The sequence below is a fragment of the Frondihabitans cladoniiphilus genome (assembly GCF_039544345.1).
GTDB lineage: Bacteria > Actinomycetota > Actinomycetes > Actinomycetales > Microbacteriaceae > Frondihabitans > Frondihabitans cladoniiphilus.
The window spans coordinates 164,803-177,750 of record NZ_BAABLM010000003.1; the positions used below are offsets into that span (position 1 = coordinate 164,803).

General features: G+C 65.5%; 19 protein-coding genes. All 19 read right to left on the bottom strand.

Annotated features, from left to right (window positions below):
- Window positions 1-47: 47 nt before the first annotated feature.
- Window positions 48-638 carry a 50S ribosomal protein L5 gene (gene rplE / locus ABEA39_RS08960; RefSeq protein WP_345375500.1) on the bottom strand — a complete coding sequence of 197 codons (591 nt, stop codon included), beginning with the start codon at window positions 636-638 and terminating at the stop codon, window positions 48-50.
- The gene (rplX, locus tag ABEA39_RS08965; protein WP_345375501.1) at window positions 638-997 is read right to left on the bottom strand and encodes a 50S ribosomal protein L24; all 360 of its coding nucleotides are present in this window, start codon (window positions 995-997) and stop codon (window positions 638-640) included. The genes rplE and rplX overlap by 1 nt, the downstream gene beginning before the upstream one ends.
- Window positions 998-1,000: 3 nt before the next feature.
- Complete coding sequence (gene rplN, locus ABEA39_RS08970; RefSeq protein ID WP_345375502.1) at window positions 1,001-1,369, bottom strand: 50S ribosomal protein L14; 369 nt, start codon at window positions 1,367-1,369, stop codon at window positions 1,001-1,003.
- Between the two features lie 29 nt (window positions 1,370-1,398).
- A complete protein-coding gene (gene rpsQ, locus ABEA39_RS08975) occupies window positions 1,399-1,695 on the bottom strand; it encodes a 30S ribosomal protein S17 (protein ID WP_345375503.1) in 297 nt (98 codons plus the stop codon).
- Window positions 1,695-2,033 carry a 50S ribosomal protein L29 gene (rpmC, locus tag ABEA39_RS08980; RefSeq protein ID WP_345375504.1) on the bottom strand — a complete coding sequence of 113 codons (339 nt, stop codon included), beginning with the start codon at window positions 2,031-2,033 and terminating at the stop codon, window positions 1,695-1,697. The genes rpsQ and rpmC overlap by 1 nt, the downstream gene beginning before the upstream one ends.
- Window positions 2,033-2,452 (bottom strand): 50S ribosomal protein L16, encoded by a 420-nt coding sequence (rplP, locus tag ABEA39_RS08985; RefSeq protein ID WP_345375505.1) that lies wholly within the window; start codon window positions 2,450-2,452, stop codon window positions 2,033-2,035. The genes rpmC and rplP overlap by 1 nt, the downstream gene beginning before the upstream one ends.
- 2 nt (window positions 2,453-2,454) lie before the next feature.
- Window positions 2,455-3,249 (bottom strand): 30S ribosomal protein S3, encoded by a 795-nt coding sequence (rpsC, locus tag ABEA39_RS08990; RefSeq protein ID WP_345375506.1) that lies wholly within the window; start codon window positions 3,247-3,249, stop codon window positions 2,455-2,457.
- The gene (gene rplV, locus ABEA39_RS08995; RefSeq protein WP_345375507.1) at window positions 3,249-3,641 is read right to left on the bottom strand and encodes a 50S ribosomal protein L22; all 393 of its coding nucleotides are present in this window, start codon (window positions 3,639-3,641) and stop codon (window positions 3,249-3,251) included. The genes rpsC and rplV overlap by 1 nt, the downstream gene beginning before the upstream one ends.
- Window positions 3,642-3,666: 25 nt before the next feature.
- The gene (gene rpsS / locus ABEA39_RS09000) at window positions 3,667-3,948 is read right to left on the bottom strand and encodes a 30S ribosomal protein S19 (protein WP_055964978.1); all 282 of its coding nucleotides are present in this window, start codon (window positions 3,946-3,948) and stop codon (window positions 3,667-3,669) included.
- A gap of 12 nt (window positions 3,949-3,960) precedes the next feature.
- A complete protein-coding gene (gene rplB / locus ABEA39_RS09005) occupies window positions 3,961-4,800 on the bottom strand; it encodes a 50S ribosomal protein L2 (protein ID WP_345375508.1) in 840 nt (279 codons plus the stop codon).
- Between the two features lie 19 nt (window positions 4,801-4,819).
- Complete coding sequence (gene rplW / locus ABEA39_RS09010) at window positions 4,820-5,119, bottom strand: 50S ribosomal protein L23 (RefSeq protein WP_345375509.1); 300 nt, start codon at window positions 5,117-5,119, stop codon at window positions 4,820-4,822.
- Window positions 5,116-5,781: a 50S ribosomal protein L4 gene (rplD, locus tag ABEA39_RS09015; RefSeq protein WP_345375510.1), complete on the bottom strand. Its 666-nt coding sequence runs from the start codon at window positions 5,779-5,781 to the stop codon at window positions 5,116-5,118. Before rplD ends, rplW begins: the two co-directional genes overlap by 4 nt.
- Window positions 5,782-5,784: 3 nt before the next feature.
- Window positions 5,785-6,438 carry a 50S ribosomal protein L3 gene (gene rplC / locus ABEA39_RS09020; RefSeq protein ID WP_345375511.1) on the bottom strand — a complete coding sequence of 218 codons (654 nt, stop codon included), beginning with the start codon at window positions 6,436-6,438 and terminating at the stop codon, window positions 5,785-5,787.
- A gap of 10 nt (window positions 6,439-6,448) precedes the next feature.
- A complete protein-coding gene (gene rpsJ / locus ABEA39_RS09025) occupies window positions 6,449-6,757 on the bottom strand; it encodes a 30S ribosomal protein S10 (RefSeq protein WP_009773132.1) in 309 nt (102 codons plus the stop codon).
- Between the two features lie 460 nt (window positions 6,758-7,217).
- Window positions 7,218-8,003, bottom strand: a complete 786-nt coding sequence (locus ABEA39_RS09030) for a DarT ssDNA thymidine ADP-ribosyltransferase family protein (protein ID WP_345375512.1) — start codon at window positions 8,001-8,003, stop codon at window positions 7,218-7,220.
- Window positions 8,004-8,090: 87 nt separating this feature from the next.
- Complete coding sequence (locus ABEA39_RS09035) at window positions 8,091-9,068, bottom strand: DNA topoisomerase IB (RefSeq protein WP_345375513.1); 978 nt, start codon at window positions 9,066-9,068, stop codon at window positions 8,091-8,093.
- A 41-nt stretch (window positions 9,069-9,109) separates the two neighbouring features.
- Complete coding sequence (locus ABEA39_RS09040) at window positions 9,110-9,349, bottom strand: Rv0909 family putative TA system antitoxin (protein WP_345375514.1); 240 nt, start codon at window positions 9,347-9,349, stop codon at window positions 9,110-9,112.
- 157 nt (window positions 9,350-9,506) lie between these two features.
- Window positions 9,507-10,700: an elongation factor Tu gene (gene tuf / locus ABEA39_RS09045; RefSeq protein WP_345375515.1), complete on the bottom strand. Its 1,194-nt coding sequence runs from the start codon at window positions 10,698-10,700 to the stop codon at window positions 9,507-9,509.
- Window positions 10,701-10,825: 125 nt separating this feature from the next.
- Window positions 10,826-12,940 (bottom strand): elongation factor G, encoded by a 2,115-nt coding sequence (gene fusA, locus ABEA39_RS09050; protein ID WP_345375516.1) that lies wholly within the window; start codon window positions 12,938-12,940, stop codon window positions 10,826-10,828.
- Window positions 12,941-12,948: the final 8 nt, after the last annotated feature.

Genomic DNA, 12,948 nt, shown 5'->3' on the forward strand with positions numbered 1-12,948 from the left:
TGCGGCCGGGCATCCCGCCTTTCGGCAGAATGCCCGACCGAACGATCTTAGACGGCTGCGTCGGCCGAACGGAACGGGAAACCGAGCGCCTTGAGCAGCGCACGACCCTCGTCGTCGTTCTTGGCCGTGGTCACGACGGTGATGTCGAAGCCACGGACGCGGTCGATGCGGTCCTGGTCGATCTCGTGGAACATGCTCTGCTCGTTGAGACCGAAGGTGTAGTTGCCGTTTCCGTCGAACTGGCGGTCGCTGAGACCACGGAAGTCGCGGATACGGGGAAGAGCGAGCGACAGCAGCCGGTCGAGGAACTCCCAGGCGCGGTCGCCACGGAGCGTGACGTGAGCGCCGATGGGCTGTCCTTCGCGGAGCTTGAACTGCGCGATCGACTTGCGGGCCTTGGTGACCTGCGGCTTCTGACCGGTGATGGCGGTGAGGTCCTTGACCGCACCATCCATGACCTTGCTGTCTCGAGCCGCTTCACCCACACCCGTGTTGACCACGATCTTCACGAGACCGGGCACCTGGTGCACGTTCGTGAAGCCGAAGTCGCTCTTCAGCTGCGGAAGGATCTCCGCCTGGTACTTGGCCTTGAGGCGCGGCTGGATTGGGCCAGCCGGCGCAACGGTGGTGTCAGTCATTACAGGTCCTCACCCGACTTCTTGGCGAAACGGACACGGACGGTCTTGGTGACGCCGTCCTTCGTGACCGTCTCTTCGCGGAAACCGACGCGCGTCGGCTTCTTGCTCTTGGGGTCGACCAGGGCGACGTTCGACACGTGGATGGGTGCCTCGTGCGTCTCGATGCCGCCGGTCTTGGTGCCACGCTGGGTCTGACCCACACGGACGTGCTTGGTGACGAAGTTGACACCCTCCACGACCACGCGGTTCTTCTCCACGAGGACCTCGATGACCTTGCCCTGCTTGCCGCGGTCTCCGCCGCGGGCCTGCGAGGCTCCGGAGATGACCTGAACCAGGTCACCCTTCTTGATGTTCGCCATGATTTAGATGACCTCCGGTGCCAGCGAGATGATCTTCATGAACTTCTTGTCGCGGAGTTCGCGACCGACCGGTCCGAAGATGCGGGTGCCACGAGGGTCCCCGTCAGCCTTCAGGATCACTGCGGCGTTCTCGTCGAACTTGATGTAGGAGCCGTCGTTGCGACGGACTTCTTTTTTGGTGCGAACGATGACGGCCTTGACGACGTCACCCTTCTTCACGTTGCCGCCGGGGATGGCGTCCTTCACCGTGGCGACGATGACGTCGCCCAGGCCGGCGTAACGACGGCCGGAGCCACCGAGAACGCGGATGGTGAGGATCTCCTTCGCACCGGTGTTGTCGGCGACCTTGAGGCGGGATTCCTGCTGAATCACTTCTGTCTCCTTCTAAAGCAGGCCGAGGCCTACTTCGCCTTCTCGAGGATCTCGACCAGGCGCCAGCGCTTGGAGGCGCTGAGCGGTCGGGTCTCGCTGATGACGACGAGGTCGCCGATTCCGGCCGAGTTGGCCTCGTCGTGGACCTTGACCTTGGAGGTACGGCGGATGACCTTGCCGTACAGGGGGTGCTTCACGCGGTCCTCGACCTCGACGACGATGGTCTTCTCCATCTTGTCGCTCGTGACGTAGCCACGACGGGTCTTGCGGTAACCGCGGACGAGAACCTCGGTGGAGGCGTCCGCAGTCTTCTTCTCGGTAGCCATTACTTGGTCTCCTCGACAGTCTCGGCGGCGTCGGAGGCAGGAGCCTCCTCGGCCGGCGTGGCCTTCTTGGTCGACTTCTTGGTGGCTGCCTTGGGGGCGGCCGCGACCGGGGCGGGGGTGGCACGGATGCCGAGCTCGCGCTCGCGCAGGACCGTGTAGATACGCGCGATGTCGCGCTTGACGGCACGCACGCGGCCGTGGTTCTCGAGCTGGCCCGTGGCCGACTGGAAGCGCAGGTTGAACAGCTCTTCCTTCGACTTCTTCAGTTCGTCGACGAGCTTCTCGTCTTCGAACGTGTCGAGCTCGGTGGGGCGGAGCTCCTTGGATCCGATCGCCATTATGCGTCGCCCTCCTCGCGCTTGATGATGCGTGCCTTCAGGGGCAGCTTGTGGATTGCGCGAGTCAGTGCCTCTTTGGCGACTTCCTCGCTGACGCCGCTGAGCTCGAAGAGCACGCGACCCGGCTTGACGTTGGCGACCCACCACTCGGGCGAACCCTTACCGGAACCCATGCGGGTTTCGGCCGGCTTCTTGGTCAGCGGGCGGTCGGGGTAGATGTTGATCCACACCTTTCCACCACGCTTGATGTGACGGGTCATGGCGATACGAGCGGACTCGATCTGACGGTTGGTGACGTAGGCAGGCGTGAGCGCCTGGATGCCGTACTCACCGAAGCTCACGCGAGTTCCACCAGTAGCCTGGCCGGTACGGCCGGGGTGGTGCTGCTTGCGGTGCTTGACGCGACGGGGAATCAACATGGTTATGCCTCAGCTCCTGCGGTAGCGGGCGCTTCGGTGGCCTGCGGGGCGCGGGTGTTGCCACCACGCGGTCCGCGGTCACGGTCGCCGCCACGGTCGTTACGACGCTCGGGGCGAGACGACTTCTGGTTCGCCTGCTCGCGCGCGAGCTCCTTGTTGGTGATGTCGCCCTTGTAGATCCAGACCTTCACACCGATGCGGCCGAACGTCGTCTTGGCCTCGTAGAAGCCGTAGTCGATGTTGGCGCGGAGGGTGTGCAGCGGAACGCGACCCTCGCGGTAGAACTCCGACCGGCTCATCTCGGCGCCGCCGAGGCGGCCCGAGACCTGGATGCGGACACCCTTGACGGTCGGGGTGCGCTGAGCGCCCTGCAGGCCCTTGCGCATCGCGCGGCGGAACGCCACACGAGCGGTGAGCTGCTCGGCGATACCCTGCGCGACCAGCTGAGCCTCGGCCTCGGGGTTCTTCACCTCGAGGATGTTGAGCTGGATCTGCTTGCCCGTGAGCTTCTCGAGGTCGGAGCGGATGCGCTCGGCCTCGGCGCCACGACGACCGATCACGATGCCCGGACGGGCGGTGTGGATGTCGACGCGGACGCGGTCACGGGTGCGCTCGATCTCGATCTTGGCCACGCCGGCGCGGTCGAGCGAGGTCTTGAGCAGGTTGCGGATCTTGACGTCTTCAGCGACGTAGTCGCTGTAACGCTGTCCCGGCTTCGTGCTGTCGGAGAACCAACGCGACACGTGGTCGGTGGTGATCCCGAGACGGAAGCCGTACGGGTTTACTTTCTGGCCCATTACTTGCTCGCCTTCTTCGACGTTGCGGCCGATTCGGCCTCTTCGGGCGTCGCGAGGACGACCGTGATGTGGCTCGTGCGCTTCAGGATCTGGAACGCACGGCCCTGGGCGCGCGGCTGGAACCGCTTCAGGGTGGCACCCTCGTCGACGTAGACGCTCGAGATGTAGAGGTCGTCGTCGTTGAGGTAGCTGTTCTGGGCGTCCGCCTTGACTCGTGCGTTGGCCATGGCCGACGCGACGAGCTTGTAGACGGGCTCGCTCGCACCCTGAGGGGCGAACTTCAGAATGGCCAGGGCCTCGAGGGCCTGCTTGCCGCGGATCAGGTTGACGACGCGACGGGCCTTCTGAGGCGTAACGCGGATGTGTCGCACGCGTGCGATCGACTCCACCATTTCTTCTCCTCCTTGCGTCACCGCGTTAGCGGCGACGCCCCTTCTTGTCGTCCTTCACGTGGCCGCGGAAGGTGCGGGTGGGCGCGAATTCGCCGAGCTTGTGGCCGATCATGCTCTCGGTCACGAACACGGGGATGTGCTTACGACCGTCGTGGACGGCGATCGTGTGACCGAGCATGTTCGGGATGATCATCGAGCGACGCGACCAGGTGCGGATCACGTTCTTCGTGTTGGCTTCGTTCTGTACAACGACCTTGCGAAGCAGGTGGTCGTCGACGAAGGGGCCCTTCTTCAGACTGCGTGGCATCTTCTACAACTCCTACTTACGCTTGTTTCCAGCGTTGCGACGGCGGACGATGAGCTTGTCGCTCTCCTTGTTGGGGTGGCGGGTGCGGCCCTCTTTCTGACCCCAGGGGCTGACCGGGTGGCGTCCACCGGAGGTCTTGCCCTCACCACCACCGTGCGGGTGGTCGACCGGGTTCATGGCGACACCACGAACCGTGGGACGAACGCCTTTCCAGCGCATGCGTCCGGCCTTGCCCCAGTTGATGTTCGACTGCTCGGCGTTGCCGACCTCGCCGATGGTGGCGCGGCAGCGTGCGTCGACGTTGCGGACCTCACCGGAGGGGAGACGGAGCTGGGCGTAGGGGCCGTCCTTCGCCACGAGGCGGACCGACGAGCCGGCGGAGCGGGCCATCTTGGCACCGCCGCCGGGACGCAGCTCGATCGCGTGGATGACGGTACCGACGGGGATGTTCTTCAGCGGGAGGTTGTTGCCCGGCTTGATGTCGGCGCCGGGACCGGACTCGACGATGTCGCCCTGGTTCAGCTTGTTCGGCGCGATGATGTAGCGCTTCGTGCCGTCGAGGAAGTGGAGCAGAGCGATACGGGCGGTGCGGTTGGGGTCGTACTCGATGTGAGCGACCTTGGCGTTGACGCCGTCCTTGTCGTTGCGCTTGAAGTCGATCACGCGGTACTGGCGCTTGTGGCCACCACCGATGTGACGCGTCGTGATGCGGCCGGCGTTGTTACGGCCACCGGTCTTGGACAGCGGACGGAGCAGCGACTTCTCGGGCGTCGAACGCGTGATCTCCGCGAAGTCGGCGACCGACGAACCGCGGCGACCGGGCGTCGTGGGCTTGTATTTACGAATAGCCATTTTGTTTTCCCTCCGCGCCCTAGCCGACAGCCGTGAAGATGTCGATGGAGCCGGACTTGAGTGTCACGATGGCGCGCTTGGTGTCTTTGCGCTTTCCGAGACCGAACTTGGTGCGACGGGTCTTGCCCGTACGGTTCAGCGTGTTGATGCTGGCGACCTTGACGTCGAAGATCTTCTCGATGGCGAGCTTGATCTCGGTCTTGTTCGAGCGGGGGTCGACCAGGAAGGTGTACTTGCCCTGGTCGATCAGGGAGTAGCTCTTCTCGGAGACGACCGGCGAGATGACGACGTCGCGGGGGTCCTTGTAGATGCCGCTCATGCGGTGGCCTCCTTCTTGGTCTTGTGGGCGATGAAGGCCTCGAGAGCGCTCTTCGTGAAGACGATGTCGTCGGAGATGAGGACGTCGTACGCGTTGAGCTGGTCCCACGTGATGACGTGGACCTCTTCGACGTTGCGGACGCTCTTCTGCGTCAGCTCGTCGCCGCGCTCGATGACGACCAGGACGTGCTTCGACGTCGAGATCGACGCGAGCAGGTCGAGGGCGACCTTCGTCGAGACGACGTCGGCGACGAAGCTCTCGACGACGTGGACGCGAGCACCGCGGGCGCGGTCCGAGAGAGAGCCGAGCAGAGCCGCGGCGATCATCTTCTTGGGGGTGCGCTGCGAGTAGTTGCGAGGCGTGGGGCCGTGGACGATGCCACCGCCGGTCATCTGAGGAGCGCGGATCGAACCCTGACGGGCGCGGCCGGTGCCCTTCTGCTTGAACGGCTTGCGGCCGGCGCCGGAGACCTCGCCGCGGCCCTTGACCTTGTGCGTGCCCTGACGAGCGGCGGCCAGCTGGGCGACGACGACCTGGTGGATGAGCGGGACGTTGGTGACGACGTCGAAGATCTGCGAAGGCAGTTCGACGGAACCGGCCTTGGCGCCCTTGGCGTCGAGCACGTCGACGGCCAGGTTGGCGGATGCAGTGGTGGTGGCCATGCGCTAGTTCCCCTTCACGGCGGTGCGGACGAAGACGATGCGGCCGCGAGCACCGGGGACGGCGCCCTTGACGAGCAGCAGACCCTTCTCGGCGTCGACGGCGTGCACCGTGAGGTTGAGGACGGTCACGCGGTCGCCACCCATACGACCGGCCATGCGCATGCCCTTGAAGACACGGCTGGGGGTCGAGGAAGCGCCGATCGAACCGGGCTTGCGGTGGTTACGGTGCGAACCGTGCGAGGAGGAGACACCGGCGAAGTTGTGACGCTTCATGACACCGGCGAAGCCCTTACCCTTGGAGGTGCCGACGACGTCGACCTTCTGGCCGGCCTCGAAGGTGTCGACCGTGAGCTCCTGGCCGAGCGAGTACGAGCTCGCGTCGGCGGTGCGGACCTCGGTGAGGTGGCGGCGAGGCGTGACGCCGGCCTTGTCGAAGTGACCCGTGGCGGGCTTGTTCGACTTGCGCGGGTCGATGGCGCCGGCAGCGATCTGAACGGCGACGTAGCCGTCGTTCTCCTCGGTGCGGAGCTGGGTCACGACGTTGGGAGCGATCTCCACGACGGTGACGGGGATCAGCTTGTTGTCGGCGTCCCAGACCTGGGTCATGCCGAGCTTCTTGCCAAGGAGGCCCTTGACGTTTTTCGTTGAATTGGCCATGGTCGCCCCCTTACAGCTTGATCTCGATGTTGACGTCGGCGGGGAGGTCGAGACGCATGAGCGAGTCGACGGCCTTCGGCGTCGGGTCGATGATGTCGATGAGGCGCTTGTGCGTGCGCTTCTCGAAGTGCTCGCGGCTGTCCTTGTACTTGTGCGGCGAACGGATGACTGCGATCACGTTCTTCTCCGTGGGGAGCGGCACGGGGCCGACCACGGTCGCACCGGCACGGGTCACCGTGTCGACGATCTTGCGAGCTGACGAGTCGATGACCTCGTGGTCGTACGACTTCAGTCGGATGCGGATCTTTTGTCCCGCCATGTGTGACTCTCTCTCGATGTGTACGTCGCGCACCTTCACGGGGCCGCCTGACGCGCCCGCCCGAGCTGGTGTGCTCAGGAGGACTGTGTCGATGGGCTGGGCGAGAATGCCGCCTGCCGCACCACTGTTTTGGTATCAATGCCACCCAGGACAGCGATCTTCTGCTGGTGCCCGGTGACTCGATCGAACCCGCGCAGACGGACACTCGCGAGGAGGTCCATCTCTCGGCCCGAGACCGTCACCGTGAGGGCGACGCTCCTGGATCCGGCCCTGACGGAAGTCACGGCCTTCGGATTCGATATAAGAGGTGTCCTGCTACCCGCGGCCCTGACGCTTGCGCAAATCAGTGCACTGCCTGGCAGTGATCCGTACCACTGGGGCCGGAATGTTGAACCAGATAATCTTGCCACAGGTCGGCATTTGCTGCAACCCGGGCGTGTCGCGGTCGGACGGGACCGATTCAGTCCTCGGCAGGGCGGAACCAGGGCGGGTAGATCGCCACCCGAGGCGAAGCCCCCTTGGCCGCTTTGATCAGCTCTTTCACTCGATCGCGGGCCTTGTCGTTGGCCACGCCGATGAGGGTCGCGGAGGCCAGGTCGACGGAGTCGGGCACCAGCAGCTCGACCTCGACGAGATCGGGGTCGGTGAGGGATGCACGGCGCACGAGAGAGCCGCCCGCCTCGATTCCGGCGCCCGAGCGCGTCGTCGCGCCGGTGGCATCCCCGTCGGTGACCACGAACTCGGTTCCGAGAGCCGCGACCGGGAACACCAGGACGACGTAGTCGGTGGCGCGGGTCTCGCGCGCGGCGTCGGACCAGCGGTCTTCCTCGGCGCCGGCGCGGACCTCTGCCCACGCGGCGGAGGAGGGGGTCAGCGCCAGCGGCACGAAGGAGGCGACGCTGGTCGGTTCGCCGCCGAAGTCACCGTGTTCGGCGCCGGCGACGGTGGCCTGCGCCCGGCTCTCGCGCAGCGCCGGCGTGCTCACGTCGAGCTCGGGGGTGGCCCCGGCCTGCAGAGCCCCCGAGGCGAGGATGCTCGGGAGGTTCGACACGTGGGTCCAGTGATGAGCCCGCAGACTGATGAGATCGGGGCCGGACGCGGCGGACGTCGCCGGCCCGGAGTCACGCAGCCGCGGCGCCTGCGCCTTGCGCGGAGACGTGCGGGGGATGCGCGGGGCTCGGGAGACGGCGGCGGGCTGCGGTTCGCGGACGCGCGGGTTGCAGATGTCGCAATGCTCGATGTCCAAGCCGTGAATGCATTCGGTCACTGGGAGGGGTCCTCTCGTGTGCCGGATCAGACGGGCACGACTCCCCAGGTTACGCGACCCGGCGGGTCAGGCGAACAACAGGGCTCGAAGCTCGCTCTCGGCCGAGGCCGGGCGACCGGGGTCGATGGTCCGGCCCTCGAGATAGGCGTCCACCAGTCGCGGGTCGACATAGCTCTTGCGCGCGATCGCGGGCGTGTTCCCGAGGACTTCCGCGGCGTCGCGCATGGCCTGCGCCAGGGCGCGCTGGCGCTTGCCGATGCCGGTCTGAGGACCGCTTCGCGCCAGGCTGGACGCCGCGGCCAGAGTGCCGTGCAGGGTCCGGAAGTCCTTGGCGGTGAACTCGTCGCCGGCTCGCTCCTTGACGTAGGCGTTGATGTCGGCGGCGTGGAGGGGATGCCACGGGGCGCCGGGCTCCGTCCGGTAGGCGAGGAGGCGCGAACGACCGCCGCGGTGCTTCAGGGAGCGGATGACCGAGGCGAGCTGTGCATCCCGGATCTCGGAGCCCCACTCCTGCCCGCTCTTGCCCGGGAAGTCGAGATGCACGGTGTCGCCTGTCACCGTCGCATGGGAACAGAGGAGGGTGGCGAGACCGTGGCTGCCGTGCTCCTCGGCGTAGCGCTCCGACCCGATACGGAGCGACCCGGTGTCGAGCATGCGGAAGGCCGTGGCCAGGGCGCGCTCGCGGTCGGGCTCCTCGCGACGGAGGTCCTGCGTCACGAAGCGACGCGCCACCGGCAGGGACTCGGCCAATGCAAGGGCCCGGTCGAACTTGATGCGGTCCTTCTGCTCACGCCAAGTCGGGTGGTAGATGTACTGCCGCCGCCCGGCGCCGTCGACGCCGGTGGCCTGGATGTGACCGTTCGGGTAGGGAGCGATCCAGACGTCGGACCAGGCGGGTGGAATGGCGAGGTGCTCGATCCTCCCCCGAAGTTCGGGGTCGGTGACGGCGTGGCCCGTCTTCTGGTCGCGGTACGAGAAACCACGGCCCGACCTCACACGGGTGAGGCCGGGCCGGGTGGCGTCGGTGTGACGGAGGCGGGGCATGCGAACCATGCAACTCCGCCCCGGAGAGCTGTGCTCAGGGGCTACTCGTTGCCGATCTTCTTGTCGGCCTGCGCCTTGGCCTCTTCGATCTTGTCGTGGAACTTGCCACCGGTGAGCTTGTCGGCAGCCCCTGCGACGGAGTCGAGGATGCTGTCGCTGATCTCCTCCGCCTTGTCGCTCTTGACCGCGTCTTTCACCTGGTCGCTCTTGAGGGCGGCCTGGACCTTGCCGTCTTTCAGGAACTCCTGGGCCTTCTTGGTGATGTCGTCGAAACCAGCCATGATCGATCCTCCCCAGCGAACCGGCGTCTCCGGCGTCGCGTGTCGCCCATCCTTCTCCGGCCGCCCTGAGATCTCAAGGGGAGCCCCGACATCGGAAGCGGATACGCGAAACGGGCCGGACCCGAAGGCCCGACCCGTTTCTCGTTGTGGAGCGGTGTTACTTGACGATCTTCACGACCGTGCCGGCGCCGACGGTGCGGCCACCCTCGCGGATTGCGAAGCGGAGGCCCTCCTCCATGGCGATCGGCTGGATCAGCTGAACGGTGATCTCCGTCGTGTCGCCGGGCATGACCATCTCGGTGCCCTCGGGCAGCGTGATGACGCCGGTGACGTCAGTCGTACGGAAGTAGAACTGAGGACGGTAGTTCGCGTAGAACGGGTTGTGACGGCCGCCCTCATCCTTCGAGAGGATGTAGACGTTCGCCTCGAACTCGGTGTGCGGGGTGATCGAACCGGGCTTGACGACGACCTGGCCGCGCTCGACCTCTTCGCGCTTGGTACCGCGGAGGAGGAGGCCGACGTTCTCGCCGGCGCGAGCGTCTTCGAGGGTCTTGCGGAACATCTCGATGGCCGTGACGGTCGTCTTGATGCTCTTCTCCTTGATACCGACGATCTCGACCTCGTCGTTCGGCTTCAGGATGCCGCGCTCGACACGACCGGTGATGACGGTTCCACGACCGGTGATCGTGAAGACGTCCTCGACGGGCATGAGGAAGGGCTGGTCGGTGGCACGCACGGGCTCGGGGACGTTCTCGTCGACCGCGTCCATGAGAGCGGCGACCGTCTCGGCCCACTTCTCGTCGCCCTCGAGGGCCTTGAGAGCGGAGACCTGGATGACCGGGGCGTTGTCGCCGTCGAACTCCTGGCTGGAGAGCAGCTCGCGAACCTCGATCTCGACGAGCTCGAGGATCTCCTCGTCGTCGACCATGTCGGCCTTGTTCAGCGCGACGACGATGTAAGGAACGCCCACCTGGCGAGCCAGGAGGACGTGCTCACGCGTCTGGGGCATGGGGCCGTCGGTGGCGGCCACGACCAGGATCGCGCCGTCCATCTGAGCGGCACCGGTGATCATGTTCTTGATGTAGTCGGCGTGGCCCGGAGCGTCGACGTGAGCGTAGTGACGCTTCTCCGTCTGGTACTCGACGTGCGAGATGTTGATCGTGATACCACGAGCCTTCTCTTCGGGCGCGTTGTCGATCTGGTCGAACGCGGACGCCTCGTTGAGGGTCGGGTACTTGTCGTGCAGAACCTTGGTGATCGCCGCGGTGAGCGTCGTCTTGCCGTGGTCGACGTGACCGATGGTTCCGATGTTTACGTGCGGCTTAGTCCGCTCGAACTTGGCCTTCGCCACTGTGGGTCCTCCTCAGGACTCGAGTGCAGTTCTCCCGGCCGGCCGGATTCCTCCGGCCGACCAGGGCCCTGCGCATTGGTGTGTTCATATGCTACGCGACCGAGGCTCGGTCGCGCAGTTCGGGACTATTCGCCCTTGTTCTTCGCGACGATCTCCTCGGCGACTGCCTTCGGGACCTCCGCGTACGACTCGAACGTCATCGAGTAGACGGCACGACCCGAGGTCTTCGACCGCAGGTCACCGACGTACCCGAACATCTCCGACAGCGGGACGCTGGCCTTGACGACCTTGACACCGCTGGCGTCGTCCATCGACGCGATCATGCCACGGCGAGAGTTGAGGTCGCCGATGACGTCGCCCATGTACTCCTCGGGCGTGCGAACCTCGACGGCCATGATCGGCTCGAGCAGCACGGGGCTGGCCTTGCGAGCAGCCTCCTTGTACGCGATCGATCCGGCGATCTTGAACGCCATCTCGGACGAGTCGACGTCGTGCGCCGCTCCGTCGAGAAGAAGGGCGCGGACACCCACGGTCGGGTAACCGGCGAGGACACCGACCTGCATGGCGTCCTGGATTCCGGCGTCGACCGACGGGATGTACTCGCGGGGGATGCGCCCACCCGTGACCTTGTTGACGAATTCGTACGTCGACTCGGCGGTCACCTCGAAGGGCTCGAGAGCGATCTGGACCTTCGCGAACTGGCCCGAACCACCCGTCTGCTTCTTGTGGGTGTAGTCGTAACGCTCGATGCCCTTCTTGAGCGTCTCGCGGTAGGCCACCTGGGGCTTGCCCACGTTGGCCTCGACGTTGAATTCGCGCTTCATGCGGTCGACGAGGATGTCGAGGTGGAGCTCACCCATGCCCTTGATGACCGTCTGGCCCGTCTCGACGTTGAGCTCGACGCGGAACGTCGGGTCTTCTTCGGCGAGCTTCTGGATGGCGAGGGAGAGCTTCTCCTGGTCCTGCTTCGTCTTCGGCTCGATCGCGACCTCGATGACGGGCTCCGGGAAGGTCATCGACTCGAGGACGATCTGGTCCGTCGGGTCGCACAGCGTGTCACCCGTGGTCGTGAACTTCAGACCGATGACCGCGTAGATGTGACCGGCGGTGACGCCGTCGACCGGGTTCTCCTTGTTGGAGTGCATCTGGAAGATCTTGCCGATGCGCTCCTTCTTGTCCTTGGTCGAGTTGATGACCTGGGCGCCGGACTCGATGGAACCCGAGTAGACGCGGACGTAGGTGAGACGACCGAAGAAGGGGTGCACCGCGACCTTGAAGGCGAGAGCCGAGAACGGCTCGTCGGAAGCAGGCTTGCGGATGATGATCTTCTCGGCGTCGCGGACGTCGTGGCCCTCCATGGGAGGCACGTCGAGCGGCGAGGGCAGGTAGTCGATGACCGCGTCGAGCATCGGCTGGACGCCGCGGTTCTTGAACGCGGAACCGCAGAACACCGGGTAGAGCTCGGAGTTGACGGTCATCTTGCGGACCGCGCCCTTGATCTCGGCGACGGTCAGCTCTTCACCGGAGAAGTACTTCTCGAGGAGGGCGTCGTCGGACTCGGCGACGGTCTCGAGCAGCTTCGCGCGGTACTCCTCGGCCTGGGCCTGGAGCTCTTCGGGGATGGGCTCGATCTCGTACTTGGCACCGAGCTCGACGTCACCCTTCGAGTCGCCGCGCCACGTGAGCGCGCGCATCTCGACCAGGTCGACGACACCCTCGAAGTTCGACTCGGAGCCGATCGGGAGCTGCATGACGAGGGGCTTCGCGCCGAGGCGCTTGATGATCGTGTCGACCGTGTAGTAGAAGTCGGCGCCGAGCTTGTCCATCTTGTTGACGAAGCAGATGCGCGGGACGTCGTACTTGTCGGCCTGACGCCAGACGGTCTCGGACTGGGGCTCGACGCCCTCTTTTCCGTCGAAGACGGCGACGGCACCGTCGAGGACGCGGAGCGAACGCTCCACCTCGACCGTGAAGTCGACGTGACCGGGCGTGTCGATGATGTTGATCTGGTTCTTGTTCCAGAAGCACGTCGTGGCAGCGGACGTGATCGTGATGCCACGCTCCTGCTCCTGCGCCATCCAGTCCATCGTCGCGGCGCCGTCGTGCACCTCGCCGATCTTGTGGGTGATTCCCGTGTAGTACAGGATGCGCTCGGTGGTCGTCGTCTTGCCGGCATCGATGTGAGCCATGATGCCGATGTTGCGGACCTTGTTCAGGTCGGTGAGCACGTCCTGTGCCACGGGTTCCT